Origin of the sequence: Streptomyces sp. NPDC050164 (assembly GCF_044459945.1) — a bacterium.
Taxonomy (GTDB): Bacteria; Actinomycetota; Actinomycetes; order Streptomycetales; family Streptomycetaceae; genus Streptomyces; species Streptomyces coeruleorubidus_A.
Map to the genome: position 1 here is coordinate 20,024 of NZ_JBITJK010000045.1, position 24,630 is coordinate 44,653.

The following is a 24,630-nucleotide window of genomic DNA, read 5'->3' on the forward strand; positions in this document are numbered from 1 at the left end:
CACAGCATGCCGTCCCGCCGCCATGAGTTATCCATGCCCCGTCAACCCTGCCCCCATAGCGTCCCTCCCGCCTCCCCCCACGCACAACCCTGCCGTCGACCGGCGGCAGGGCGGTACGGCACCTCTTGGAGTGAGAGTGGAACGTCGTAGCCTCCTGCGTGCGGCCGTCCTCGGCGGCACCTCGGCCGCCCTCGGCGGAACCCTGTGGCGCGGCGCCGCGTACGCGGCCCCGGCCCAGCCCGGCGCCGGCCCCTACGGGCCGCTGGGCTCCCCGGACGCCAACGGCATCAGACTCCCCAGCGGCTTCACCAGCCGGGTCATCGCCCGGTCGGGCCAGCGGGTCGGGACCACGTCGTACACCTGGCACAACGCCCCGGACGGCGGCGCCTGTTACGCCGACGGCACGGGCTGGATCTATGTCTCCAACTCCGAGATCAACCCCTCGGGCGGCGCGAGCGCGGTGAAGTTCTCGTCCACGGGCGCGATCACCGGCGCGTACCGCATCCTCTCCAGCACCCGGCAGAACTGCGCGGGCGGCAAGACGCCGTGGAACACCTGGCTGTCCTGCGAGGAGGTGGACCGGGGCTACGTCTACGAGACCGACCCCTGGGGCACGAAGGCGGCGGTGCGCCGCGACGCCATGGGCCGCTTCAAGCACGAGGCGGCGGCGGCCGACCCGGTCCGCCAGGTCATCTACCTGACCGAGGACGTCAGCGACGGCTGCTTCTACCGCTTCCGCCCGACGACCTGGGGCAACCTGTCCGCCGGCACGCTGGAGGTCCTCGTGGCCGGCAGCGGCACCAGCGGCCCGGTCACCTGGGCCCGGGTCCCCGACCCCTCCGGCACGACCGCCACCCGCAACCAGGTCTCCGGCGCCAAGCGCTTCAACGGCGGCGAGGGCTGCTACTACGCGGACGACACCTGCTGGTTCACCACGAAGGGCGACAACCGCGTCTGGCAGTACAACGCCGCCGCCCAGACCATCGAACTCGCCTACGACGACTCACTGGTGAGCGGCACGGCCCCGCTCACCGGCGTCGACAACGTCACCGGCTCGGCCTCCGGCGACCTCTTCGTCGCCGAGGACGGCGGCACCATGGAGATCTGCGTCATCACCCCCGCCGACGTGGTCGCCCCCTTCCTCCGCGTCGACGGCCAGTCCGGCTCGGAGATCACGGGCCCGGCCTTCTCCCCGGACGGCACCCGCCTGTACTTCTCCAGCCAGCGCGGCACGAGCGGCAGTTCCTCGGGCGGCATCACGTACGAGGTGAAGGGCCCGTTCCGCGCGTAACCAAGTGCCCTCGGCACCAGGGTCTCCGTCCCCGTCGAGTGACCCCGACACCGCCGCGCAGAGGCCCCGCCCGTCCGCCACGGGGGAAGCAGACGGGCGGGGCCAGCCAAGGAGGTCTACAGCACGGCGCGCCACTTGCCGCGGGCGAGGCGCGTCTCTCCGTCCGGATCGATCGGCCGCAACCATAAGGCGGAAAAGGCTCGTCTCACGGTCGACTTGGAGGGCCACCTTCCCAGCCGCCATCGGCGCCACCTCGTGAGGATCCCCACCCCATGGGGCGCATCAACGCAGAGACTCGCGCCCGCAACGAGAACGCCATCCGGACCGCGATGGACCGGTTCCTCAAAGGCGATCTCCCACCCGGCGACGGCTGCGACCTGAAGACACTGAGCCTTTTCCAACCTCACGTTGAGAGTGCGTGACGGAGAAGACCGCACGACTGCCACGCATGTGCTCGCCCGGCCACGACGTGACGTCGGCCCGGACCGGTGATCAGCTACGGTCTTCGACGCTGCCGTCGGCGATCTCTCGGAACAGCTCGCGAGCCTGCTCACAGAACTGCTCGACATCCGCGATGTCCGACTCGTCACCGTCTGCAAGCATCCGGGCCTGGAGTTGCTCGGAGCGCAGCCCGCCGTAACGGGCCCGCACCTCCGCGGTCACCGGCTGGACCGCGATGTGCAGGTGCTTGCGCGTGTCGGGGCCATGCGACCACATGCAGACGTAGGTCTGCTCAGGCTGGCACAACGTCTCAACGACACGAGCGGTATCGCGTAGCAAAGGGCCGAGTTCCGCCGCTGCCGTGTCGTCGAGCTCCGCGACAGCCACGACGTGCTCCCGCGGACCGACGATCAAGGTGCCGAGATTCATCGGACCGACGACGTGGTTCACCACCCAGGCAACGGTTTCGTGCAGGATGCCTCCGGGCAACTCCCGGCGCCCAGCCAGAAGGTCGCACCCAAGACACCCCGTCACATCCACGCGCGCCAGCCTATTACAGAGCCACAGTCATGCAGTCGACTGCCAACCTGGTTGCCAGGGCTGTCGGTTGGCCACGCGCAACGCGATGAAGCTCCTGGTAGGCGGATTCGCGACCGAGATCGCCCGCTGCCAGGAACTTCATTGTCTACCTGTCTGCCTTCCATTTGCCCACCGCGCACCTGCGGTCCTGACCGCCCGGCTGGTCATGCGTCTGGGCATACCTCCGCGCTACTCGCGGCTGGATTCGAGGTGGGCGTAACCCCTGGCCCGTTGGTTGGTGACAAGAGGCCAACTCGAAATGATCAAGAGGTACTACCGCTCGGCACCGCTCGTAGAACATCTGTCGCATCCGAGTGCGAACACGGACCAGAAGCTCAACACCGGCCCGAAGCGACACGACCTAGGGAGGGGACACGGCGTCTGCCGACACAACGGACCGGGAGGCGGGAGTCTGGGGGGGGACCCGTCCCGCCGGAGGCTTACGGTCCTCCGACGGGACGGGCGTTGTGGGACCCGGACCCGGCCCCCTCCGCCGCGGTTTGCGATCCACGACGGAGGAGCGTCCATGGGGGTGCGACCCCGACCCGGACGGTCGCCGTAGGGACCCATTCCGCCGGGGCGGCAGGTCAGGCTCTGCGCTGGGTACGTCTGTGGCAGGAGCAGCCACAGCGGCGCTGGAGCAGGATGCCGGACGCGTGGGGCAGCGGGACGTCCTCCGTCTGGCGGCAGGCGCCGTGCAGCCCCTTGTACTCGGGCCGCTGGGCGAGCGTGCATTCCGCCGATCGGGGCGGGGCCTCCGTCACGGGCGCGATCACGACGCGCCCTCGCCCGACAGGCTCGCGTAGTCGTCGCACAGGGCACGGACCGAGCGGGCGAGCTTCTGTACGACCGCGACACGGACGAAGTGTGTGTCCCCGGGGCCCAGGCGGAGCTTCATCCGGGCCTCGCCGGCGCCGGTCAGGGCGCGCTCGCGCAGGTCGTCTTCCCTGGGCAGAAGGGAAGCTGCCCGTTCCACCTCGGGGTGAAGCAACTGGAGGTGCCCCCGCAGCCGGACCCGCAGAGTCTCCAGCTCCTCATCCAGGAGCGGACCGGCTCCCCGCCCAAGCACGCGCTCGGTTGCGGCACGCATGGCCCTAATGTCCAGCGGCAGCACGCTCGTTGCCGGTACGGTCATGACTCATCGTCCTCGTCATCGGACAGGCAGCCGCCCGCCATCACCAGGGCCACCACGTCCGCGGCCTTGCACAAGACGCCCGGCCGGGGGATCACCACCGACCAGTACGAGGCCTGTGTCTCCTCGTCCAGGCCGATGCGGTCCACGCGCGGCACGCCCAGGTAGGTGGTTGCCTCACCGAGGCACTCCACGACCGGTGAAGGCCACTCGTAGACGGTGCCGGGCGGCACGAGCACGTAGTAGCGGGCGAACCCCGGGTCATGGATGACCGGGCCGTCGTTGAGGTACTGAGCCAGTCGCGCCTCAACGACGGACGGGTCGGTGCTTCCGGTGGCGGCGTGCACGACGTTTGCGGGGATGCGGACGGCGTCGAAGGAGTGTCCGAGCGGGATCATCGCGAGCCCCGCAGCGCTGTCCCACTCCCTGCGGGCCGTGCTCGGCGACGGGTGGCCGGAGGCCAGCCACCCTGAGATGGTGGCCGAGGACGGCGGACCGGACTGTGTGCGTGCCTTCACCACCATCATGCATCCCCCCACGGGCCTGCCTGGGCGCCCGCGTAGACGCGCTCACCCAGGCGCGCCACGTAGGGCCTGACCAGGACGCCTGTGTCCTCCCACGGCGGAGGCACCTGCCGTTCCCGGCGGTGACTGCGTACGGCCATGAGCCGCATGCCCCGTACCTCAGGCGACGGCTGATGAGAAGGCATGGGGAGCACCGCGCACGGCGCGGAGGTGCGGCGGTGCCGACCGGGGGTGCACGGTCCGAACAGCACCGCTCTTACCCGTTCGAGTGCTCGTGATAGGAAAGCCATTGTCGACGCTCCTTTGCAGCGTTGGCCACGCCCCGGGGCCGTTCGCGCGGTCGCCGGGGTTTGATCTGTCTTGCATCGAGAGTCGTCGTCAGCGCGCAAAAGCGGGATGACCGGCGGGTGTTACCGAGGCGGTAATACACTCGTTCCTGGTTCGGTACGGCGCGACGAAGCGCATACGATCACACCGGAAGTTGGCCCCATGGACGCCATCACCCCTGGACTGCTCGCCCCTGAAATCCTCGAACGGGAAGACGTCAAGCGCGCCCTGGCAGAGCACGACTTCTCCGCGGCCTTCTCACTCATCAAGAAATGGGGCGGCCTGTCGCAGAACCGCATTGCGGCGGCCTGCCAGCTCACCCCCGGCAAGGTCTCCACGATCATCAATGGGCAGCAGCAGGTCACCAGCTTCGACGTGATCTGCCGCATCGCCGACGGGCTGCGCATCCCCGGGCGCATGGTAGGGCTCGCCGACCGGCCGTGGGAAAGACAGTCCGGTGCCCCAGACCCGCCAACGCCTCCAGCCGCACGCACATCAGATGACGGACCCTGGGAACCCGTAGCGACCGTAGGCCTGGCAGCAGATCTGACCAGGAGCGATCTCGTGATGGACCGCCGCTCAGCCACACGTGCCCTCGCTGGCACCGCCCTGTCCGGGGCCAACCTGCTCGATCACCTGGAGGGCTGGCTCAAGCCCGCGCCACCACACCCAGCGCACCGCCGGGGCCGCATCGGACAACGGGAAGTCCGGGAGCTGGAAACGACGGCACGCGCCTTCCGGGCCTGGGACCACCGGTTCGGCGGAGGCCTGCGCCGAAAAGCTGTGGTTGGACAGCTCAACGAGGTTGCCGGTCACCTCGAAGAGCACCAGGCGCCGGACATCGAGCGCGGGCTCTTCCAGGTCATGGCCTACCTCAGCGGCACGGCAGCCACGATGGCCTGGGACTCCGGGCTTCAGAAGCAGGCGCAGAACTACTACATGCTGGCGTTGCGCGCCGCTCACGCCGCCGGCGACGTAGCGTTCGGTGCCAACGTGCTGGCTGGCATGGCCCGACAGATGCTCTATCGGGACCATCCGCAAGATGCCCTCGAACTCGTGCACCTTGCCCAGAAGCGAGCCAAGCAGGCAGCCGGTCCTCGCGTGCGGGCCATGCTCCATACGCGCGAGGCGTGGGCGTACGCGGCAATGGGCAGGGCTGCGGCGTTCCGGCGGGCCACCGGCGAGGCCATTGAGGTGCTCGCCGAAGCCGAAGCAGACGAAGAGCCGTACTGGATCTCCTACTTCGACGAAGCCGAGCTTGCCGGTGTCACCGGCGGCCGTCTGCTGGACATGGCTCGCGCAGACCCACAGCAGCACGCAGAATCCGCCGCCGAGAACATCCGGAGCGCCCTCGCTGGCCGCGGTTCCGAGGCAGGACGCAGTCACGCTCTGGACCTGATCGGACTCGCAGAATCCCACTTCCTGATGGGGGACGTGGCCAGCGCTGTCGACCACACCCACCGGGCAGTCGACGCCGCCTCCCGCACCAGGTCAAGCCGCGTCCGCACCCAGCTCGGCCAGCTGTACCCGTACACGGTGGGGCGGTCTGCATCGCGTACGGTCTGGGAAGCGCGGGCAAGGATCCGCGAAGTCCTGTCGAGCTGAAGGAGCAACGTGACCACGATCGCCGTGACTGGGCACATGGACCTGACCGACAGCAGCGTGCCCCTCGTACGCGACGCGCTGCGGGAGACGCTGAAGCCGTACGCCAGCGACCTGACTGGTGTCTCGTGCATCGCGAAAGGATCCGACTCGATCTTCGCCGAGGTCGTCGTCGAGCTCGGTGGCCGTCTCGTCGTGGTGATTCCGTCGCAGGACTACCGGCAGAACAAGGTCAAGCCCGATCACGAAGAGACCTTCGACCGGCTCATCGATGCCGCAGCCGAAGTCGTGGTCCTGGACCACGAGACCGCGAACCGCTCGGCGTACGAGGATGCCAACCGGACGCTACTGAAGCGTGCGACCCGTCTCGTCGCCGTATGGAACGGAGAGCCTCCGAGCGGCAAGGGCGGCGGCACCGCGGACACTGTGCTCGAAGCCAGGGAGGCAGGGCTCCCGGTAGACGTCGTGTGGCCGGACGGGGCTGCACGACGCTGACGTCCACCCCGTACTTCTCTCCAGTCTGGAACCCGAGGCCCGCCCGGGCCCGGATCTCCAGCGCGGACCTGACCCGCGCCTGCCGGTGACCATCGGCGCGTCCAGCCGTTCCACCGTTCGGGCAGCTCGTCCCGGGCTGCCCGGCCGACGGAAGGAACACCACCGTGGACACGACCGTGCCCGCCACCGACGTACACCGCGTGCTGCCGCGTGACGAGTGGGTCAAGACGCTGCCGCAGACCATCGTCGCGTCGTGCGTGCTGCTCCTCGACGCCGAGGACCGGATCCTGCTGCTGCGCTACGCCGAGGGCCAGCCCGGTGTCGGGCTCTGGGGGCTGCCGGGCGGCATGCTCGACCACAGGGAGGACCCCGTCGGCGCCGCGTGCCGGGAGCTGCACGAGGAGACCGGCATCGCCCTGGACCGGGCGCCCCGGCTCATCGGCTACGACCACCGGGCCGATGTGAAGGGCACGGGCCCGGTGATCGACTTCTACTTCCACGGCGGCCGTCTAGCCCCCGGACAGACCGTCACGTGCAGCAGCGAACACGACCAGCACGGCCTGTTCGCCCTCACCGACCTCGAGTCCACCCGGCTGGCCACCCCGCTGCCGACCCTCACCGCGCTCCACACGGCCGCCCTGACAGGAACCGTCGTATGTCTGCGGGAAGGACTGCCCCGCTGACAGCCTTCAGGCCCGTCACGACGTGGACATCAGGTCCGCCTCCCCAGCACCCGGTCCTGATGGATCATCGCGAGAACGAGAGACCGTCCACGGACGCAGTCGCGGAGCCGGCCCACGTGCGCCCTTGAAGGTCCGTCAGTCGGCGTCGTCGATCTCGATGTCGAGGATCTCCGCGAGCCGGGACAGCCCCTCGAGGGCACGCTCCTTGTGCGCGGACACGACGCGGGTGCGCTCGGCTGGTGGCAGATGCCGGTCGGCCTCGCCGAGGAGGTCCGCGTACTCGCCGAGTACCTGGACCGCGAGATTGGCGAGCTGTCCCGCTCTGCGGTGCACGGGGTCGCCCGGGTTCAGATCCGCTTCGAAGATCTCCAGCGCCTCGTCCAGGTGCGAACGACGGCCCGTGCTCAGGGTGCCCGGGGCAGGTGTGTTGTCCATGCCCGAGTGTCCCGCACCTGGCCCCCGGACCAAGCCGGAAGAGCGGGGGCAGCACCTCCGCACAAAAGGTGCCGCCCCCGCTCTCCTCCGTACGCCGGAGCCGCCGCGATCGGTGAGGGTGGTCGGGGACCGCCGACGGCTCCGGGTCCTGAGCGGCCCCGCGCGGGCCACGGTGAGGTGGTCGCGCGCGGGCCACGGTCTACCGGTGGTCGCTGCCCTGCGACTGCACCGCCGCCCGGCCCGCCTCCAGCCGGGCCACCGGGATACGGAACGGGGAGCAGGAGACGTAGTCGAGACCGACCTCGTGGAAGAAGTGGACCGACTCCGGGTCACCGCCGTGCTCGCCGCAGACGCCGAGCTTGAGGTCGGGACGGGTCTCGCGGCCGGCCTCGGCGGCGAGCTTCACCAGGGAGCCGACGCCGTCCTTGTCGATCGTCTCGAACGGGGAGACGCCGAAGATGCCCTTCTCCAGGTACGCGGTGAAGAAGCTGGCCTCCACGTCGTCCCGGGAGAAGCCCCACACCGTCTGGGTGAGGTCGTTCGTGCCGAAGGAGAAGAACTCGGCCGCCTCGGCGATCTGGCCGGCGGTCAGGGCGGCGCGCGGCAGCTCGATCATCGTGCCGATGGACAGCTTGAGCTTCGTGCCCGAGGCCGCCTCGACCTCGGCGATGACCTGGTCGGCCTCCTCGCGCACGATCTCCAGCTCCTGCACCGTGCCGACGAGCGGGATCATGATCTCGGCGCGCGGATCGCCCTTGGCGGCCTTGCGCTCGGCCGCGGCCTCGGCGATCGCCCGGACCTGCATGGTGAACAGGCCGGGGATGACCAGGCCGAGGCGCACCCCGCGCAGCCCCAGCATCGGGTTCTGCTCGTGCAGCCGGTGCACGGCCTGGAGGAGGCGCAGTTCGTTCTCGTGCGGCTCCTGGCGGGACTCGGCGAGGGCGACGCGCACCGACAGTTCGGTGATGTCGGGCAGGAACTCGTGCAGCGGCGGGTCCAGGAGGCGGACGGTGACCGGGAGGCCGTCCATCGACTCGAAGAGCTGGACGAAGTCCTGCTTCTGGAGCGGCAGCAGTTCCTTGAGGGACTCCTCGCGCTCGGCCTGGGTGTCGGCCAGGATCAGCCGCTCCACCAGCTCGCGCCGGTCGCCGAGGAACATGTGCTCGGTGCGGCACAGCCCGATGCCCTGGGCGCCGAAGCGGCGGGCCCGCAGCGCGTCCTCGGCGTTGTCCGCGTTGGCCCGCACGCGCAGCCGGCGCTTGCGGTCGGCGAACGCCATGATGCGGTGGACCGCCTCGACCAGCTCGTCGGCGTCCTCGGCACCGGCGTGCATCCGGCCCTCGAAGTACTCCACGACCGGCGACGGCACGACCGGCACCTCACCGAGGTAGACCTTGCCCGTCGAGCCGTCGATGGAGACGACGTCGCCCTCCTCGACGATGTGCCCGCCCGGCACGGTCATCCGGCGGCGCTTGGTGTCGACCTCCAGCTCCTCGGCGCCGCAGACACAGGTCTTGCCCATGCCGCGCGCGACCACGGCCGCGTGGGAGGTCTTGCCGCCGCGCGAGGTCAGGATGCCCTCGGCGGCGATCATGCCGTCCAGGTCGTCGGGGTTGGTCTCGCGGCGGATCAGGATGACCTTCTCGCCCGAACGGGACCACTTGACGGCGGTGTAGGAGTCGAACACCGCCTTGCCGACCGCCGCGCCCGGGGAGGCCGCGATGCCCCGGCCGACCGTCTCGACCTTCGCGCTCTCGTCGAAGCGCGGGAACATCAGCTGCGCGAGCTGGGCGCCGTTGACGCGGGTGAGCGCCTCGGCCTCGTCGATCAGGCCCTGGTCCACCAGCTGGGTCGCGATGCGGAAGGCCGCGCCCGCGGTGCGCTTGCCGACCCGGGTCTGGAGCATCCACAGCACACCGCGCTCGATGGTGAACTCGATGTCACAGAGATCCTTGTAGTGGTTCTCCAGCGTCTCCATGATCTGCATCAGCTGGTCGTACGACTTCTTGTCGATCCGCTCCAGCTCCGCGAGCGGCACGGTGTTGCGGATGCCCGCGACCACGTCCTCGCCCTGCGCGTTCTGCAGGTAGTCGCCGTAGACGCCCTGGTGGCCGGAGGCGGGGTCGCGGGTGAAGGCGACGCCGGTGCCGGAGTCCGGGCCGAGGTTGCCGAAGACCATCGAGCAGACGTTGACGGCCGTGCCCAGGTCGTGCGGGATGCGCTCCTGGCGGCGGTAGAGCTTGGCGCGGTCGGTGTTCCAGGAGTCGAAGACCGCGTGGATGGCGAGGTCCATCTGCTCGCGCGGGTCCTGCGGGAAGTCCCGGCCGGCCTCGGTCTTGACGATCTTCTTGAACTTGGTGACGAGCTTCTTGAGGTCGGCGGCCTCCAGCTCGGTGTCGACCGTGACCTTCTTGGTCTCCTTGACCTTCTCCAGCGCGTCCTCGAAGAGCTCGCCGTCGACGCCGAGGACGGTCTTGCCGAACATCTGGATGAGGCGGCGGTAGGAGTCCCAGGCGAAGCGCTCGTCGCCGGCCTGCTTGGCCAGGCCCTGCACCGACTTGTCGGAGAGGCCGATGTTGAGGACGGTGTCCATCATGCCGGGCATGGAGAACTTGGCGCCCGACCGCACCGACACCAGCAGCGGGTCGTCGGCCTGGCCGAGCTTCTTGCCCATGCGCTGCTCCAGCGCGTCGAGGTGCGCACTCACCTCGTCACGCAGTGCCGCCGGCTCCTCGCCGCTGTCCAGGTAGACCTTGCAAGCCTCGGTGGTGATCGTGAAGCCGGGCGGGACCGGAAGGCCCAGGTTCGTCATCTCGGCGAGGTTCGCGCCCTTGCCACCGAGGAGGTCCTTGAGGTCCTTGTTGCCCTCGGTGAAGTCGTAAACGAACTTCACGCCCTCAACACTCTTACCGTGCTCAGCTACGTGGGGATCTTTGTTTTCCGACACGGGTCTCGACTCCTCGAGGACGCGGTGGCTGCCCTGACGGCGAGGAACATACCCAGATCAAAGGCGTCTGGGTACGTCCACTCGCGCGTCATACGCCTGTAACCACTCGTCCGCCAGCGGATCGAAAGTCAAAGCTCGGCAAGCGATCACAGCCGTATGTTTTCACTTCTTGAACGCACGAACCTCCATTGAGGCCGTTGAGCGCTCATGTGAGCGGCGTTCGGCACGATTGATTTCGCTCGATGAACGATCAAAGGGTGGCACTCAGTGCCACCCTTTGGAGAAGTGCAGCCGCTCAAGATCCGCTCATCTGAGCGCAACCCTTATCAAGGGTGGCGAGAATCACGCTGCCACAGCCGACGGAATTTCACCATGCGGACGCGTCTCGGGACCGAAATGTCCCCGTCACACCCCGAGCGCGCGCAGCCGCTCCTCCACCCGCTCGGGGGCGTAGAGGTGCTCCACGACCATCGCCCCGGCCCCGGCCAGCGCGGACCGCTCGCCGAGCCGTGACGTCACGACGTCCAGGTGGGCGGTGGAGCGGGGCAGCGCCCGCTGGTAGAGCAGTTCGCGCACGCCCGTGAGGAAGGGGGTTCCGGCCAGATCTCCGGCGATCATCAGCACCCCGGGGTTGAGCAGCGTCACCACGGTCGCCAGCACGTCCCCGACCCGGCGCCCGGCCTCCCGGGCGAGGCCGACCGCCTCCGGATGCCCGGACGCCAGCAGGTCCCGCACGTCCGAGCCGGAGGCCGCCGGCACCCCGGCCTCCGCCAGCCGCCGCGCCACCGCGCCACCGCTCGCGACGGCGGCAAGACAGCCGTAGGAACCGCACCGGCACAGCATCCGGGCGCCCTCCGGCACCCGGATGTGCCCGATGTCCCCGGCACCCCCGTCGATGCCCCGGAACACCGCGCCGTCCACCACGACCCCGGCGCCGATGCCGGTGGAGACCTTGACCAGCACGAAGGCGGAGCAGTCGGGATAGCCGGTGCGCTGTTCGCCGTATGCCATCAGGTTGGCGTCGTTGTCCACCAGCACCGGCACCTCGGCGGCGCCCGTGTGCTCGGTGAGCGCCCGGGCCAGCCGGTCCCTTATCTCGTAGCCGTCCCAGCCGGGCATCATCGGCGGCTGGACGACGCGGCCGGTCTCGGTGTCGACCGGGCCGGGCACGGCGAGGCCGACCCCGCACACCGACTCGGCCCCGCGTCCGGTCTTCTCCAGCAACTCGCCGAACCAGCGCCCGAGTTCGCCCAGCACGAGGTCCGGCCCGTCCTCGACGACGAGGGTGCCGGAGTGCTCGGCGAGGATCTCGCCGCTCAGCGACAGCACGGCCGCCCGCGCGTGCCGGGTGTCGAGGTCGGCGGCCAGGACCACCGCGTGCTCGTCGTCGAACTCCAGGGTGATGGAGGGGCGCCCGCCCAGCGGGGAGTCCACCGGCCCCCCGGCGCCCTCGCGCAGCCAGCCCGCGCGGAAGAGCCGGTCGAGCCGCTGCCCGACGGTGGCCCGGGACAGTCCGGTCGCCTGCTGGAGCGCACCCCGGGTCACGGCGCGGCGACTGCGCACCAGCTGGAGCAGTTCGCCGGCGCTCGCCTGGCCGGCACCTCGTCCCGTCCTGACGGGCCGTCCGGTCATGCACACCCCCTTGTGTTTCTCAACCTTGCCTTACATAGTGGGTTTTGCGTGTTAAATAGACGTAACCCCACGGTAGCCGCAGCCGAACCTGTCGGCCGGACGTCTTTCCGGAGAGCCCCGAGTGGACAGCACCGCCCAACGCGCCCCTCGTCCCACGGGACGAACCGTTGCATACGATCCGTCCAGCGCCGCGTCGCCCCTGCACGTCAGGGCCGCCGCCGTGCTGGAGGCCGCCTGGACGGGCACGTCCACCGTGCCCTCGCGCGGCCTGTATCCGCACCAGTGGTCGTGGGACTCGGCGTTCATCGCGATCGGCCTGAGGCACGTGTCGCCGTTACGGGCCCAGACGGAGCTGGAGACGCTGCTGGCGGCCCAGTGGACGGACGGGCGGATCCCGCACATCGTCTTCAACCCCTCCGTCCCGCTCGACGCGTACTTCCCGAGCCCCGACTTCTGGCGCTCCTCGACCGCGGGACGCGCCGCGGGCGCCCCGCGCACCGTACAGACCTCCGGGATCGTGCAGCCACCGGTGCACGCGCTGGCCGCGTGGCTGGTGCACCTCGCCGACCCCGGTCTGTCCCGGGCGCGCGGCTTCCTCACCCGGGTGTATCCCCGGCTCGCGGCCTGGCACCGGTATCTGCTGCACCGGCGCGACCTGGGCGGGGGCGGGCTGGTGTCCGTCGTGCACCCGTGGGAACAGGGTATGGACAACAGTCCCTGCTGGGACCTTCCGCTCTCCCGGGTCACTCCCGCCCCGGCCCGCTCCTTCCGCCGCGCCGACCTCGACCACGGCTCCCCCGAGGACCGGCCGACGGATCTGGACTACGGGCGGTACGTGCGGCTGGCGAGCGACTACCGGGATCGTGGGTATGCCGACGGACCGGGCGACTTCGCCGTGGAGGACCCGGCGTTCAACGCCCTGCTCATCGCCTCCGAGCACGCCCTGGCCCGGATCGCCCACGAGCTGGGCGCGGCGGGTTCGGCCCGGCAGGACCGCGCCGAGCGGCTCACCGCCGCCCTGGTGGAGCGGCTGTGGGAGCCGTCGGCGGGGATGTTCCTGTGCCGTGACGTGCGCGCCGGGGAGCTGATCCCCGAGCGCGGTGTCTCCGGGCTCGTCCCGCTGCTGCTGCCGACCCTGCCGCGCGACCTCGCGGCCACCCTGGTGCGCACCGTCTGCGGCCCGCACTTCGGCCTCGGCGGCACGACCCGGCTGGTGCCCAGCTACGACCTGCTCGGCGAGGCCTTCGACCCGCACCGCTACTGGCGCGGCCCGGCCTGGTTCAACACCAACTGGCTGCTGGAGCGCGGGCTGCGGCTGCACGGCGAGCGCGGCCGGGCCGACGCCCTGCGCAAGGGGATCCTGCACACCGCGGGCGCCTCCGGCTTCGCGGAGTACGTGGACCCGTACACCGGACAGGCCTGCGGCGCCACCGGCTTCGGCTGGACCGCCGCGCTCACGCTCGACCTGCTGCACGACCGGCCCGCAGGGGGCAGGAACGGCGTCACGGCGATCGATGATGATCAAGGGAGAGGACCGGGGTTGACTTCCTCCCCCGCCTAAAGGCGGGGGATTCCAGCGGTCGCCCGCTGGGGTTCCTGCTTCACCGACGACCGCCCCGTCCGGGAGGACTCCCGTTGAGGTCTTACACCGTCTCCACAGGCAGACGCCGCCAGCCCGGCGGCCAGAATGTTGCGTGCCGCGTTCACGTCGCGGTCATGCACGGTGCCGCACTCGCACGTCCACTCGCGGACGTTCAGCGGCATCTTCGCTGCGATCGTGCCGCAGGTTCCGCACAGCTTCGAGCTGGGGAACCAGCGGTCAATCACGACGAGTTCGCGCCCGTACCAGGCGCACTTGTACTCCAGCATCATGCGCAGGTCCGTCCACGCCGCGTCCGAGATCGCGCGTGCAAGCTTGCCATTCTTCAGCAGGTTGCGGACGGTCAGGTCCTCGATCACGACCGTTTGGTTCTCACGGACGAGCCGAGTCGACAGCTTGTGCAGGAAGTCACGGCGACGGTCGGCGATCCGCGCATGGACCTTGCCGACCTTGCGGCGGGCTTTCTCCCGGTTCGCCGAGCCCTTCGCTTTCCGCGACAGCTCACGCTGTGCGCGGGCCAGGCGAGCGCGGTCACGCCGCTCGTGCTTCGGGTTGGTGATCTTCTCTCCGCTGGACAGCGTCACGAGGGAGGTGATCCCGGCGTCCAGGCCGACCGCCGCATTTGCGGCGGGAACCGGGGTGATGGTGTCCTCGCACAGCAGGGACACGAACCAGCGTCCCGCCGCGTCACGGGACACGGTCGCCGTCGTCGGCTCCGTGCCCTCCGGCAGCGGCCGCGACCAGCGGATGTCCAGCGGCTCCGGCACCTTTGCCAGAGTCAGTTGCCCGTCACGCCACTTGAAGGCGCTGCGGGTGTACTCGGCCGACGCGCGGGACTTCTTCCGGCTCTTGTAGCGCGGGTACTTCGCGCGCTTGGCGAAGAAGTTCCCGAACGCAGCCTGAAGATGGCGGAGCGCCTGCTGGAGCGGGACGGAGGAGACCTCCGTCAGGAAGGCGAGTTCCTCGGTCTTCTTCCACTCCGTGAGTGCGGCGGACGACTGCACGTAAGAGACACGGCGCTGCTCGCCGTACCAGGCCCGCGTGCGCTCCTCCAACGCCTTGTTGTACACGAGGCGGACGCAGCCGAACGTACGCGACAGCTCAGCTGCCTGTTCGTCCGTGGGGTAAAAGCGGTACTTGAAAGCCCGCTTGACCTGCTGCGCCATGCCTCACATTCTATCAGCTCCCGTGTGAGCAACAGGCATCGACCGATGGACGGTACATGCCGGTCCGCCCTGGCGGCGAACCGGCTTCCTCTGCCCTGCTCCGCAGGAGCTTCGTTTCCTCCCCGGCCTGAAGGCCGGGGTATCCACGAAGGAGAGAGCCGATGACGGACCGGCATCATCTGCTCGTGCACGGCGGGACGTTCGCCGCCGTCGGCGACCGCGGCGACATCAGCGGCTACCGGGGCGGCAGCGCCCCGGACGGAATGTTCGTACGGGACGCGCGGCACCTGAGCCGGTGGCAGCTCACCGTCGACGGGGCCGTGCCCGACACGCTGACGCCCGTGGCCGACGGGGACACGGCGCGCTGTGTCCTCGTCCCGCGCGGCGGGCGCAACGAGCCGCCCGCGTACACGCTCTTCCGCGAACAGGCCGTCGGGGACGCCTCGTTCGTGGAGTCGCTGCGGGTCACCAGCAACCGCCCGGCGCCGACGACGGTCCGCCTCGCGGTCACGGCCGACGCCGACTTCACCGACCAGTTCGAACTGCGCGCCGACCACCGCACCTACACGAAGGCCGGCGCCGTCCGCTCCCGCCAGGTCCTCGGGCACGGCGTGGAGTTCAGCTACCGGCGCGGCGAGTGGCGGTCCGTCACGACCGTGACGGCCGAGCCCCAGCCGGACGCCGTGGAGGAGACCGGCACCGGCGCCCGCCGCCTGGTGTGGATCCTGAACCTCGAACCGCACGGCACGGCCGAGCTGGTCCTGCGGGTCATGGCCCGCCCGCACGGCGACAGGCGTGCCCTGCGCGTGCCCCGCTCCCCCGCCGCCCTGAAGGAGCAACTCCTCGACCGGGAGGGCCGGTTCACGGAGGGCGTGGCCCTGCCGGCCGGCTGGCCGGAGCTGTCCACGGCCTGCGCCCGGGGCCTCGCCGACCTGGCCGCGCTCCAGGTCCCGGCGAAGGGTCCGGACGGCGAGGAGCTGCGCGTCCCGGCCGCCGGTGCGCCCTGGTTCCTCACCCTGCTGGGCCGGGACGCCCTGCTGACCTCGTTGTTCGCCCTGCCCTACCGGCCCCGGCTGGCCGCCGCCACGCTGCCCGCGCTGGCCGCGACCCAGGCCACGGACACCGGTGTCAGCGAGGTCGCCCAGCCCGGGAAGATCGTGCACGAGGTGCGGCACGGCGAACTGGCGCACTTCGGCCAGGTCCCCTACGCCCGCTACTACGGCTCGGTCGACGCCACACCCCTGTTCCTGGTCCTGCTCGGGGCGTATACCGAGCAGACCGGCGACACGGGCCTGGCCCGCCGTCTGGAGCCGCATGCCCGGGCGGCGGTCGGCTGGATGCTCGACCACGGCGGCCTGACCTCGCGCGGGTATCTCGTCTACCGCGCCGACCAGGGCGGCCTCGCCAACCAGAACTGGAAGGACTCCCCCGGCGCCATCTGCTCCGCCGAGGGCACCCGCCCGGGCGGCCCGGTGACGGCCGCGGGCGCCCAGGGCTACGCGTACGACGCGCTGCGCCGCACGGCGTGGCTCGCGCGCACGCTCTGGCAGGACGCGACGTACGCGGACCTGCTGGAGCAGGCGGCCGGTGACCTGCGCGACCGCTTCCAGCGGGACTTCTGGATGCCGGAGCGTTCCTTCCCGGCGCTCGCGCTCGACGGCCGGGGCCGGCAGGTCGACGCGCTCGCCTCCGACGCCGGGCATCTGCTGTGGTCGGGCCTGCTGGACAAGGAGTACGGCGAACAGGTCGGCCGGCGCCTGCTGGAGCCGGACTTCTTCTCCGGCTGGGGCGTACGCACCCTGGCCGCCGGCCAGCCCGCCTACCACCCGCTCTCCTACCACCGCGGCTCGGTCTGGCCGCACGACAACGCGCTGATCGCACTGGGCCTGGCCCGCTACGGGCTGCACGACGAGGCCCGCGCGATCGCCCGCGGCCTGGTCGACGCGGCGAGCGTGACCGGCCACCGGCTGCCGGAGGTCCTCGCGGGCTACGGCCGCGACACCCATCCCGAGCCGGTGCCCTACCCGCACGCGTGCGTCCGTGAATCCCGCTCGGCATCGGCCCCGTTGGCACTGCTCACGGCGGTCGGCGGCGCCTGAGGGCCGCCCTCTCCGGGCCGGTTGGCCGGTCGTTTGCCCGGAGTTTGCCGAGCGCTGGCCCGGTGAGCTGAACACAGCTGCCGGGCGCCCCGTACGGAACTGCGGCGGACCCGTACCCCCACGCGGGTCCGCCACCTCGCCGCGTTCCGCACGGGAAGGACCTCCGGGTGCCTGTCTTCACACGCTTCAGCCGGTCGCCGCAGCCGGGCATCCCAGGGGCCGGGGCCGAGACGGAGCGTGACGAGACGGCGGCGGAGGTCCTCGCAGATGAGGTGGAGGCCCCCGGGTCCAGATTCCGGCTCGCCCATCTCCGCACCTGGCGCACGCGCCACCCCCGGGCCGCCCGTGCCCTCCGACTGACCACCACCACCCTCGCCGCCGTCCTGGTCCTCGGGGCCCTGCTCCTGCCCAACACCCTCCCGGCCGTCGAGCCGGACAGCTTCGCGCGGATCCCGGCGGAGGCGGTCATCGGGGCCGTCGTGATGCTGGTGCTGCCGCGCCGGCCCCGGCTGGCGGCGGCGGTGCTGTACGGGCTCGGTCTCACCGCGCTGACCACGGTGAACCTGCTCGACATGGGGTTCAACGAGTACCTGGGCCGGGGCTTCAACGCCGCGCTGGACTGGGACCTGCTCCCGGACGCGCAGGCGTACGTCGAGGACACGCTGGGCGGGGGCGTCGCGACCGCCGCGGCCGTCGGTGCGGTCGTGCTCGTCCTGCTCGTGGCGGCCGTCATGGTCGCCGCGACGATCCGGCTCGCCGACGTGCTGGCCCGCCACCGGCCCCGGGCGACCAAGGGCGCCCTGCTCGCCGGCACCGCCTGGGTCACCTGCTCCGCGCTCGGCCTGACGCTGTTCGGCGGCCCGATCGCCTCCGAGCGCGGGGCCGGGGCCCTGCGGGTGCACGCGCAGCGGACGGTGGAGTCGCTGCGGGACGAGGCGGCGTTCGTGCGGCAGTCGAAGGCGGACACCTTCGGCAACACTCCACCCGACCAGCTGCTGCCGGACCTGCGCGGCAAGGACGTGATCTTCACGTTCATCGAGAGCTACGGCCGCAGCGCCCTCGAGGACCCGATCATGGCACCCGGCGTCGACCGGGCCCTCGACACGAGCACCGAGGCCCTGACGAAGGCCGGTTTCCACGCCCGCAGCGGCTGGCTGACCTCGGCGACCTTCGGCGGCAGCAGCTGGCTCGGCCACTCCACGACCATGTCCGGCCTGTGGATCGACAACCAGCGCCGCTACCGCACGGTCACCGCGGGCGACCACCTCACCCTCACCAAGGCGTTCCGGAAGACCGGCGCGTGGGACACGGTGGGCGTCATGCCGGGCGTGCAGAAGGGCTGGCCGGAGGAGAAGTGGTACGGCCTCGACAAGCTCTACGACGCCTTCGACCTGGGCTACCGGGGCCCGAAGTTCAGCTGGTCGACCATGCCCGACCAGTACGCGCTGGAGGCGTTCCAGCGCCAGGTGCACGGCAAGAAGCGCGACAAGCCGCTGATGTCGTTCGTCATCCTGACCTCCAGCCACCAGCCCTGGGCGCCCCTGCCGAAGCTGGTCGGCTGGGACGACCTCGGCGACGGCTCGGTCTTCGACGCCGTCCAGAAGGCCGGCAACGAGGCGTCGGACGTCATCACCGACACCACCAGGTCCCGGCAGGAGTACGGCAAGTCCATCCAGTACTCGGTCACCAGCCTCACCCAGTGGCTGGAGCGCTACGGCACCGACGACACCGTCCTGGTCTTCCTCGGCGACCACCAGCCCATGGCCCGGGTCAGCGGCAACCGCGCCAGCCGGGACGTGCCGGTGTCGATCGTCGCGAAGGACCCGAAGGTCCTCGACAAGGTCGCCGACTGGAAGTGGACGGAAGGCCTCAAGCCCGGCCGCGACGCCCCCGTCTGGAAGATGAGCGCGTTCCGCGACCGCTTCCTCAAGGCGTACGGCTCCACCCCGCACGCCTCGGGAGGCTGATCAGCCGCCGGAGGTGTCCAGCTCCGCGTCCTCGCCGATGCCCGCGCAGTCGTACGGGTCCTTCAGCCAGCCGTCCGGCAGCACCACCCGGTTGTTGCCGGACGTACGGCCGCGGGGCCCGTCGGCGCCGGCGGGCCAGGGCTGATCGAGGTCCAGCTCGTCGAGACCGGCCCGCAGCTCTTCGAGCGAGGAGGTGATCGCGAGCCGCTTGCGCATCTCGGAGCCGACCGCGAAGCCCTTCAGGTACCAGGCGACGTGCTTGCGGAAGTCGATCACGCCCCGCGACTCGTCGCCGATCCACTCGCCGAGCAGCGTGGCGTGCCGGACCATGACGTCGGCGGCTTCCCGAAGGGTGGGTCGTGCGATGTCCTCGGTGCGCCCCTCGAAAGCCGCTACCAGGTCGGAGAACAGCCAGGGCCGCCCCAGGCAGCCACGGCCCACGACCACGCCGTCGCAGCCGGTCTCCCGCACCATCCGCAGGGCGTCCTCGGCCGACCAGATGTCGCCGTTGCCGAGCACGGGGATCTGAGGCACGTGCTCCTTCAGCCGGGCGATGGCGTCCCAGTCGGCGGTGCCGCCGTAGTGCTGGGCGGCGGTGCGGCCGTGCAGCGCGATGGCGGTGACGCCCTCCTCGACGGCGATCCGGCCGGCGTCGAGGTAGGTGATGTGGTCGTCGTCGATGCCCTTGCGCATCTTCATCGTCACGGGCAGGTCGCCGGCACCGCTGACCGCCTCGCGCAAGATGGCCCGCAGCAGATTCCGCTTGTACGGGAGCGCGGACCCGCCGCCCTTCCGGGTCACCTTCGGCACCGGGCAGCCGAAGTTCAGGTCGATGTGGTCGGCGAGGTCCTCCTCCGCGATCATGCGGACGGCCTTGCCGACGGTCGCCGGGTCCACGCCGTACAGCTGGATGGACCGCGGCCGCTCGCTCGCGTCGAAGTGAATGAGCTGCATCGTCTTCTCGTTGCGCTCGACCAGCGCCCTGGTGGTGATCATCTCGCTCACGAACAGGCCCTTGCCGCCGCTGAACTCCCTGCACAGCGTGCGGAAGGGGGCGTTGGTGATCCCGGCCATGGGGGCCAGGACGACGGGGGGCTGGACGGTGTGCGGACCGATCTGGAGGGGCGTGGACATTCCTCCATTGTGCCGTGCCATGAGTTGGCAAAATTCATTAGTTAGCCACACTATCGAAATCGGCTACGATGAAGCCCATGCCCGAGCTCAGCCACCGCCGCCGCATGCTGGTGCTCGCGATCTGGGTTCGCGGTGCTGGTGCTGGGGGCGGTGAGCAGTGGGCTCGGGGGACGGCCGAGCGGACGGCTCAGAGGCTGGAGTCGGCGGAGGTGCGGGAGGCGGCGGGATGTGACGGCGGCCGCGGCACGCGCTCGGCGTCGACCGGGGTATGAAGGAGACCGCGATCACCACGTCCGGCGCAACCCGCCCCGCCGCACGCCGAGCACGGCGAGAAGGCCCGGACGAAGCTGGTCGAGGGCCTGGCCGAGATTGACCTTGTCCGGGACATCGCGCGTGGCGAGGCTCTTTGTTGAGTGTCAATGGCCAACGGGGGGAAGCCATGCTGCGCATCCATTTCACCGGCAGTGATCTGGAAAGCGTGCGCATCGCCCGCCGCCCGGACCCGCTGTGGGAGATCGTGTGCAGTGTGTGCCGCTTACAAGCACGGGAGGGCGCCGTCGCCTTCGACCCGTGGCGGCAGACGGTCGCCGGGTTGGTCCGCCGGGACGAGACGGCCCGAGGGGCAGCGTCGGCGCTGTTCAGTCTGGTGCCGCGTGCCGCCTACTTCCCGGACTTCCTCACCCCGCCCGTCGAGGACGGTCCCGATGATCTCCAGACGGGCATCGACAGGGTGCTCGCGACGCCGCGACGCCGCCTGCGCCAGGAGCTGACCCTGTTGACGGCGAGCGGCGGACGGCCGTGGGCGGGCGCTGCACTGGCACGTGGTGACGTCACCGCGCTCACCGCGCTGGGCCGGAAACTCCGTACCTACCACCAGGAGTTCATCGCGCCGCTCTGGGACCGCATCAGCGCGGCCACGGCGGCGGACCTGGCCCTGCGCACCCGCGCCCTCGTGGACGGCGGTACGAGGGCGCTGCTGAACAGTCTGCGACCGATGGCGGTGTGGGAGCCGCCCGTGCTGACAGTCGACTACCCGGTCGAGCACGATCTGCACCTGCAGGGCCGCGGCCTGCTGCTGGTCCCTTCGTACTTCTGCTGGCGGCGCCCCATAACCCTGGCCGACGGCCAACTGCGACCTGTGCTCATCTACCCGGTCGACAAGACCCACTCGACGCCTGCCACTTCCACGGCGTCGCTGGCCCGTCTGCTGGGGCCCACCCGCGCCGCACTCCTGTACGAGGCTGCCACACTCACCTGCCCCACCACCTCCGAGCTCGCCGACACGACGGGGGTCTCCCTGCCGAGCGTCAGCCAGCAACTGGCCGTGCTGCGAGACAGTGGACTCATCACGTCCCGGCGGGACGGCAAACGCGCCCTGCACACCGCAACCCCCTTGGGCCGACGGCTCCTTGGCGGCTCTTGACGCCCCGGTTCCGGGTGAGCAAGCGGCGGATGTGACCGACGTTTTGGCTGCAGCCAAAACCACGCGCGTCCGGCGCCCAGGCCACCGCATGCTGCTGCAGGAAGCCAACCGCACACATACCAGGGGGAATCCGCATGCGCACACGTTCCGTCCTCGCCACGGCCACCGCAGCAACCGCCCTTCTCACCGCCGGCATGGTTCCCGCAGCCAGCGCCGCACCGGCCCCCGCAGGCCAGAGCACGGCGGCAAGTGCGCCCACGGTGTCACCGGCCGCGAGCTACTTCCACACCTCGGGCCCCGGCTACACCTGCCCCACCGGCAACCTGTGTGCCCGCGTATGGGACCCGACGGTGAACAAGTTCAAGGTGTTCAAGCTCTACGACTGCCACACCTACTCGCTCTCGAACTGGGGAGGTACCGGAGGCTACGCGAACAGGCAGACCGGCAGCCGCGCGACGGCGACGTTCTACGGGCAGTCCGGCAACGTCCTGAAGAACGTGCCGGTCGGGGATTCCAGCACGAGCTACAACTGGACGCCGGTGTGGAAGATCCGCAACTGCTACTGACCGGCTGCCTGCGGTAGCCGCTGACGTACGCGAACCGCCGGCCCGCTCGCCGGGGAGTGGAGCGGGCCGAGGTCACTCGGACCTGAGCAGCGACGGCCGGAAATCCGTTACCGCAGGTGCGCGGCGGTAACGTCACGTCGGCCTTTCGCTATTGCGTGCAGCTTCTCGAGGCGCTCTCGCGAGTCCTGGTCCGCCGGTACGTACGTGACGATCCGCGGGCCCGTCCCCGGCGTCAGCCAGAAGTCCGTGTGGTCGACGGTGATGCGGCCGACGTGGCGGTTGAGGAACTCCTTGCGCTTGGTGCGGTGGGCGACGACCTCGTGGCGGTCCCAGGCCGTGCGGAAGGCGGGGGACTCCGTGCGCAGTCGCCTCAGGAGCATCGTCCAGGCGGGCTCGGCGAGATGGCCGGCCATCGCGGCCCGGAAGCGCGCCGCCATCAGCCGCTGCGTCTCCTCCAGGTGCACGATCGACGACTGCCACTCGGCGTGCGTGTAGGACAGGACCATGCAGTTGCGGTCCTCGGGCGGCACCGCGTCCAGGTCGCACAGCAGCAGCCCGTACGTGCGGTTGTGCGCGAGGATGTCGTACCGGCTGTTCTGCAGGCACGCCGGGAACGGCTCGACCTGCTCCAGCACCGCCCGCATCGCCGGCGTGACCGACGGGCACGTGGTCGCCGGTGTCGGGTCGGCGGCCCCGGCCAGCCGGAAGAGGTGGGCCCGCTCGCTGGGGTCGAGCAGCAGCGCGCGGGCCAGCGCGTCGAGGACCTGGACGGAGACCTGGATGTCCCGGGCCTGCTCCAGCCACGTGTACCAGGTGACGCCCACGGCGGAGAGCTGGGCGACCTCCTCGCGGCGCAGCCCCGGCGTCCGGCGCCGGCGGCCGCGGGGCAGACCGACCTGCTCGGGGGCGATCCGCTCCCGGCGGCTGCGCAGGAACGCCGCCAGCTCGTGCCGCCGGACGTCCGCGTCACCGCGGGCCTCGGGCGGCTGGGCCACTGTCTCCTGCGCCATGGTCGTCATACCCTTCAGCCTGCCGCCGCCCGGACCCTGTTTCCAGGTGGCGCTGCTACCAGGATAAGAACACTCTGGTACCAGCCTGGGCGGCGCCGCAGGCTGATGACGTGACCACGGAATCCCTCACTTCACGTCCCATCCGCTCCCCCGCCGCCGCGGCTCCCGTGCTCGGCGGGCTCGGACTGTTCACCCTGCTGCTGGCCGCGGCGCTCCCGCTCATCGACTTCTTCATCGTGAACGTCGCCCTGCCCACCATCGGCGCCGACCTCGCAGCGAGCGAGTCGGTCCTCGAACTCGTCGTCGCCGGGTACGGGGTGTCGTACGCGGTCCTGCTGGTTCTCGGCGGCCGGCTCGGTGACCTGTTCGGCCGGCGGCGGCTGTTCCTCGTCGGCATGGCGGCCTTCGGGCTGACCTCGCTGGCGTGCGGACTGGCGCCCGGCGCCTGGTCGCTGGTCGCGGCCCGGGTCGCCCAGGGCGCGTCGGCCGCCGCGATGCTGCCGCAGGTGCTGGCCACCATCCAGGCGACCACGACCGGCCCCCGGCGGGCGAAGGCCATGGGGCTGTACGGCGCGACGGCCGGGCTGTCCATGGTGGCCGGGCAGATCCTCGGCGGGGTCCTGGTGGCCGCCGACATCGCGGGGACCGGCTGGCGGTCGGTGTTCCTCGTCAACGTGCCGGTCGTCCTCGCCGGGCTGGTCCTGGCCGCCCGCGCGGTCCCCGAGACCCGCTCCACGCGCCCGGAGCCGGTCGACGTCCCGGGCACGGTCCTCCTGGCGGCCTCGCTCCTCACGCTGCTCGTCCCGCTCACCGAAGGCCGGGCGGCGGGCTGGCCGCTGTGGACCTGGCTGTCGCTGGTGGCGTTCCCGTTCGCGGCGGCGGCGTTCTACGTCGTGGAGCGGCGGGCCGACCGTGAGGGCCGTACGCCGCTGGTCCCGCCGAGCCTGTTCGCGCTCACCTCGCTGCGCCGCGGGCTGCTGCTGGTGCTGCCCTTCTCCATCGGCTTCAGCGGCTTCATGTTCGTGATCGCGGTGGCGTTGCAGCAGGGCGCCGGACTCGACCCGGTCGCCGCGGGGCTGGCGCTCGCGCCGCTGGCGGTGGTGTTCTTCGTCTTCTCGCTGCTGGGCCCGCGGCTGGTCGCCCGGTACGGCACGCGGGTGGTGACGGCGGGCGCCGCGCTCCAGGGGCTGGGCCTGGCGCTGATGGCGGTGGCCGCCTGGCGCTTCTGGCCGCATCTCGGCTTCGTCGAGCTGCTCCCGGGGGCGGCGGTCGCCGGCGCGGGGCAGGCGCTGCAACTCCCCGTCATCTACCGGGTCATCCTCTCCGAGGTGCCGGCCGCACGCGCCGGTGTCGGCAGCGGCGTGATGATCACCACTCAGCAGTCGGCGCTGGCACTCGGGGTGGCGACCCTGGGCACGCTGTTCCTGTCCCTGGTCCCGGGGATGGGCATGCGGGACGCCCTGGTCACGACGCTGCTGGCGCAGCTCGCCGGTGTCGTGCTGACCGGCCTGCTGAGTCTCCGGCTGCCGCGCACGGTCGCTTGAGGTATCTCACGGCCTGATAAATCGCGTCCGGGA

General features: G+C 70.8%; 21 protein-coding genes. 11 read left to right on the top strand and 10 right to left on the bottom strand.

Annotated features, from left to right (window positions below; translation table 11 throughout):
• Positions 1 to 136 precede the first annotated feature (136 nt).
• Entirely contained in the window at positions 137 to 1,291 is a 1,155-nt protein-coding gene (locus ACIBNA_RS38285) for an alkaline phosphatase PhoX (RefSeq protein WP_399169858.1), read from the top strand.
• Positions 1,292 to 1,783: 492 nt separating this feature from the next.
• Here ACIBNA_RS38285 and ACIBNA_RS38290 read toward each other — a convergent pair whose 3' ends face one another.
• The 4 genes from ACIBNA_RS38290 to ACIBNA_RS38305 all read right to left on the bottom strand — a co-directional run bounded on the left by ACIBNA_RS38290 (position 1,784) and on the right by ACIBNA_RS38305 (position 3,961).
• The gene (locus ACIBNA_RS38290) at positions 1,784 to 2,272 is read right to left on the bottom strand and encodes an HIT family protein (RefSeq protein ID WP_399169859.1); all 489 of its coding nucleotides are present in this window, start codon (positions 2,270 to 2,272) and stop codon (positions 1,784 to 1,786) included.
• 626 nt (positions 2,273 to 2,898) lie between these two features.
• Positions 2,899 to 3,087: a hypothetical protein gene (locus ACIBNA_RS38295; protein ID WP_399169860.1), complete on the bottom strand. Its 189-nt coding sequence runs from the start codon at positions 3,085 to 3,087 to the stop codon at positions 2,899 to 2,901.
• A complete protein-coding gene (locus tag ACIBNA_RS38300; RefSeq protein WP_399169862.1) occupies positions 3,084 to 3,401 on the bottom strand; it encodes a DUF6415 family natural product biosynthesis protein in 318 nt (105 codons plus the stop codon). Before ACIBNA_RS38300 ends, ACIBNA_RS38295 begins: the two co-directional genes overlap by 4 nt.
• Before the next feature lie 41 nt (positions 3,402 to 3,442).
• Positions 3,443 to 3,961 carry a hypothetical protein gene (locus tag ACIBNA_RS38305; RefSeq protein ID WP_399169863.1) on the bottom strand — a complete coding sequence of 173 codons (519 nt, stop codon included), beginning with the start codon at positions 3,959 to 3,961 and terminating at the stop codon, positions 3,443 to 3,445.
• 495 nt (positions 3,962 to 4,456) lie between these two features.
• On the opposite strand from ACIBNA_RS38305, the gene ACIBNA_RS38310 reads away from it, so the two are divergent.
• The 3 genes from ACIBNA_RS38310 (at position 4,457) to ACIBNA_RS38320 (ending at position 7,074) form a co-directional block, all read left to right on the top strand.
• Entirely contained in the window at positions 4,457 to 5,899 is a 1,443-nt protein-coding gene (locus tag ACIBNA_RS38310; RefSeq protein ID WP_399169865.1) for a helix-turn-helix domain-containing protein, read from the top strand.
• A 9-nt stretch (positions 5,900 to 5,908) separates the two neighbouring features.
• Positions 5,909 to 6,391: a hypothetical protein gene (locus ACIBNA_RS38315; RefSeq protein ID WP_399169866.1), complete on the top strand. Its 483-nt coding sequence runs from the start codon at positions 5,909 to 5,911 to the stop codon at positions 6,389 to 6,391.
• A 164-nt stretch (positions 6,392 to 6,555) separates the two neighbouring features.
• Positions 6,556 to 7,074 (top strand): NUDIX hydrolase, encoded by a 519-nt coding sequence (locus tag ACIBNA_RS38320; RefSeq protein WP_399169867.1) that lies wholly within the window; start codon positions 6,556 to 6,558, stop codon positions 7,072 to 7,074.
• A gap of 135 nt (positions 7,075 to 7,209) precedes the next feature.
• On the opposite strand, the gene ACIBNA_RS38325 is transcribed toward ACIBNA_RS38320, so the two are convergent.
• The 3 genes from ACIBNA_RS38325 to ACIBNA_RS38335 all read right to left on the bottom strand — a co-directional run bounded on the left by ACIBNA_RS38325 (position 7,210) and on the right by ACIBNA_RS38335 (position 12,088).
• Positions 7,210 to 7,509, bottom strand: coding sequence for a hypothetical protein (locus ACIBNA_RS38325; RefSeq protein WP_399169868.1), 300 nt, complete (start codon positions 7,507 to 7,509; stop codon positions 7,210 to 7,212).
• Positions 7,510 to 7,708: 199 nt separating this feature from the next.
• On the bottom strand, positions 7,709 to 10,456 hold the full coding sequence (gene ppdK, locus ACIBNA_RS38330; RefSeq protein ID WP_399169869.1) for a pyruvate, phosphate dikinase: 2,748 nt from the start codon (positions 10,454 to 10,456) through the stop codon (positions 7,709 to 7,711).
• A 405-nt stretch (positions 10,457 to 10,861) separates the two neighbouring features.
• On the bottom strand, positions 10,862 to 12,088 hold the full coding sequence (locus tag ACIBNA_RS38335) for an ROK family protein (RefSeq protein ID WP_399169870.1): 1,227 nt from the start codon (positions 12,086 to 12,088) through the stop codon (positions 10,862 to 10,864).
• Between the two features lie 121 nt (positions 12,089 to 12,209).
• Here ACIBNA_RS38335 and ACIBNA_RS38340 point away from each other — a divergent pair, with 121 nt between their 5' ends.
• A complete protein-coding gene (locus tag ACIBNA_RS38340; protein ID WP_399169871.1) occupies positions 12,210 to 13,649 on the top strand; it encodes an MGH1-like glycoside hydrolase domain-containing protein in 1,440 nt (479 codons plus the stop codon).
• On the opposite strand, the gene ACIBNA_RS38345 is transcribed toward ACIBNA_RS38340, so the two are convergent.
• Positions 13,646 to 14,854, bottom strand: coding sequence for an RNA-guided endonuclease InsQ/TnpB family protein (locus ACIBNA_RS38345; RefSeq protein WP_399169872.1), 1,209 nt, complete (start codon positions 14,852 to 14,854; stop codon positions 13,646 to 13,648). The genes ACIBNA_RS38340 and ACIBNA_RS38345 overlap by 4 nt on opposite strands.
• A gap of 161 nt (positions 14,855 to 15,015) precedes the next feature.
• Between ACIBNA_RS38345 and ACIBNA_RS38350 the strand changes: the two genes are divergently transcribed.
• Both ACIBNA_RS38350 and ACIBNA_RS38355 read left to right on the top strand, forming a co-directional pair.
• Positions 15,016 to 16,953 (top strand): glycogen debranching N-terminal domain-containing protein, encoded by a 1,938-nt coding sequence (locus tag ACIBNA_RS38350; RefSeq protein ID WP_399169873.1) that lies wholly within the window; start codon positions 15,016 to 15,018, stop codon positions 16,951 to 16,953.
• Between the two features lie 167 nt (positions 16,954 to 17,120).
• Positions 17,121 to 18,920 carry a sulfatase-like hydrolase/transferase gene (locus ACIBNA_RS38355; RefSeq protein ID WP_399169874.1) on the top strand — a complete coding sequence of 600 codons (1,800 nt, stop codon included), beginning with the start codon at positions 17,121 to 17,123 and terminating at the stop codon, positions 18,918 to 18,920.
• Here ACIBNA_RS38355 and dusB read toward each other — a convergent pair whose 3' ends face one another.
• On the bottom strand, positions 18,921 to 20,054 hold the full coding sequence (gene dusB / locus ACIBNA_RS38360) for a tRNA dihydrouridine synthase DusB (protein ID WP_399169875.1): 1,134 nt from the start codon (positions 20,052 to 20,054) through the stop codon (positions 18,921 to 18,923).
• 77 nt (positions 20,055 to 20,131) lie between these two features.
• Between dusB and ACIBNA_RS38365 the strand changes: the two genes are divergently transcribed.
• The 3 genes from ACIBNA_RS38365 (at position 20,132) to ACIBNA_RS38375 (ending at position 22,043) form a co-directional block, all read left to right on the top strand.
• On the top strand, positions 20,132 to 20,326 hold the full coding sequence (locus ACIBNA_RS38365) for a hypothetical protein (protein WP_399169876.1): 195 nt from the start codon (positions 20,132 to 20,134) through the stop codon (positions 20,324 to 20,326).
• A gap of 167 nt (positions 20,327 to 20,493) precedes the next feature.
• A complete protein-coding gene (locus tag ACIBNA_RS38370; protein ID WP_399169877.1) occupies positions 20,494 to 21,477 on the top strand; it encodes a DUF5937 family protein in 984 nt (327 codons plus the stop codon).
• A gap of 134 nt (positions 21,478 to 21,611) precedes the next feature.
• Positions 21,612 to 22,043 (top strand): hypothetical protein, encoded by a 432-nt coding sequence (locus ACIBNA_RS38375; RefSeq protein WP_399169878.1) that lies wholly within the window; start codon positions 21,612 to 21,614, stop codon positions 22,041 to 22,043.
• A gap of 107 nt (positions 22,044 to 22,150) precedes the next feature.
• Here ACIBNA_RS38375 and ACIBNA_RS38380 read toward each other — a convergent pair whose 3' ends face one another.
• The gene (locus ACIBNA_RS38380) at positions 22,151 to 23,062 is read right to left on the bottom strand and encodes a helix-turn-helix domain-containing protein (RefSeq protein WP_399169879.1); all 912 of its coding nucleotides are present in this window, start codon (positions 23,060 to 23,062) and stop codon (positions 22,151 to 22,153) included.
• 101 nt (positions 23,063 to 23,163) lie between these two features.
• Between ACIBNA_RS38380 and ACIBNA_RS38385 the strand changes: the two genes are divergently transcribed.
• Positions 23,164 to 24,597 (top strand): MFS transporter, encoded by a 1,434-nt coding sequence (locus ACIBNA_RS38385; RefSeq protein ID WP_399169881.1) that lies wholly within the window; start codon positions 23,164 to 23,166, stop codon positions 24,595 to 24,597.
• Positions 24,598 to 24,630 lie beyond the last annotated feature (33 nt).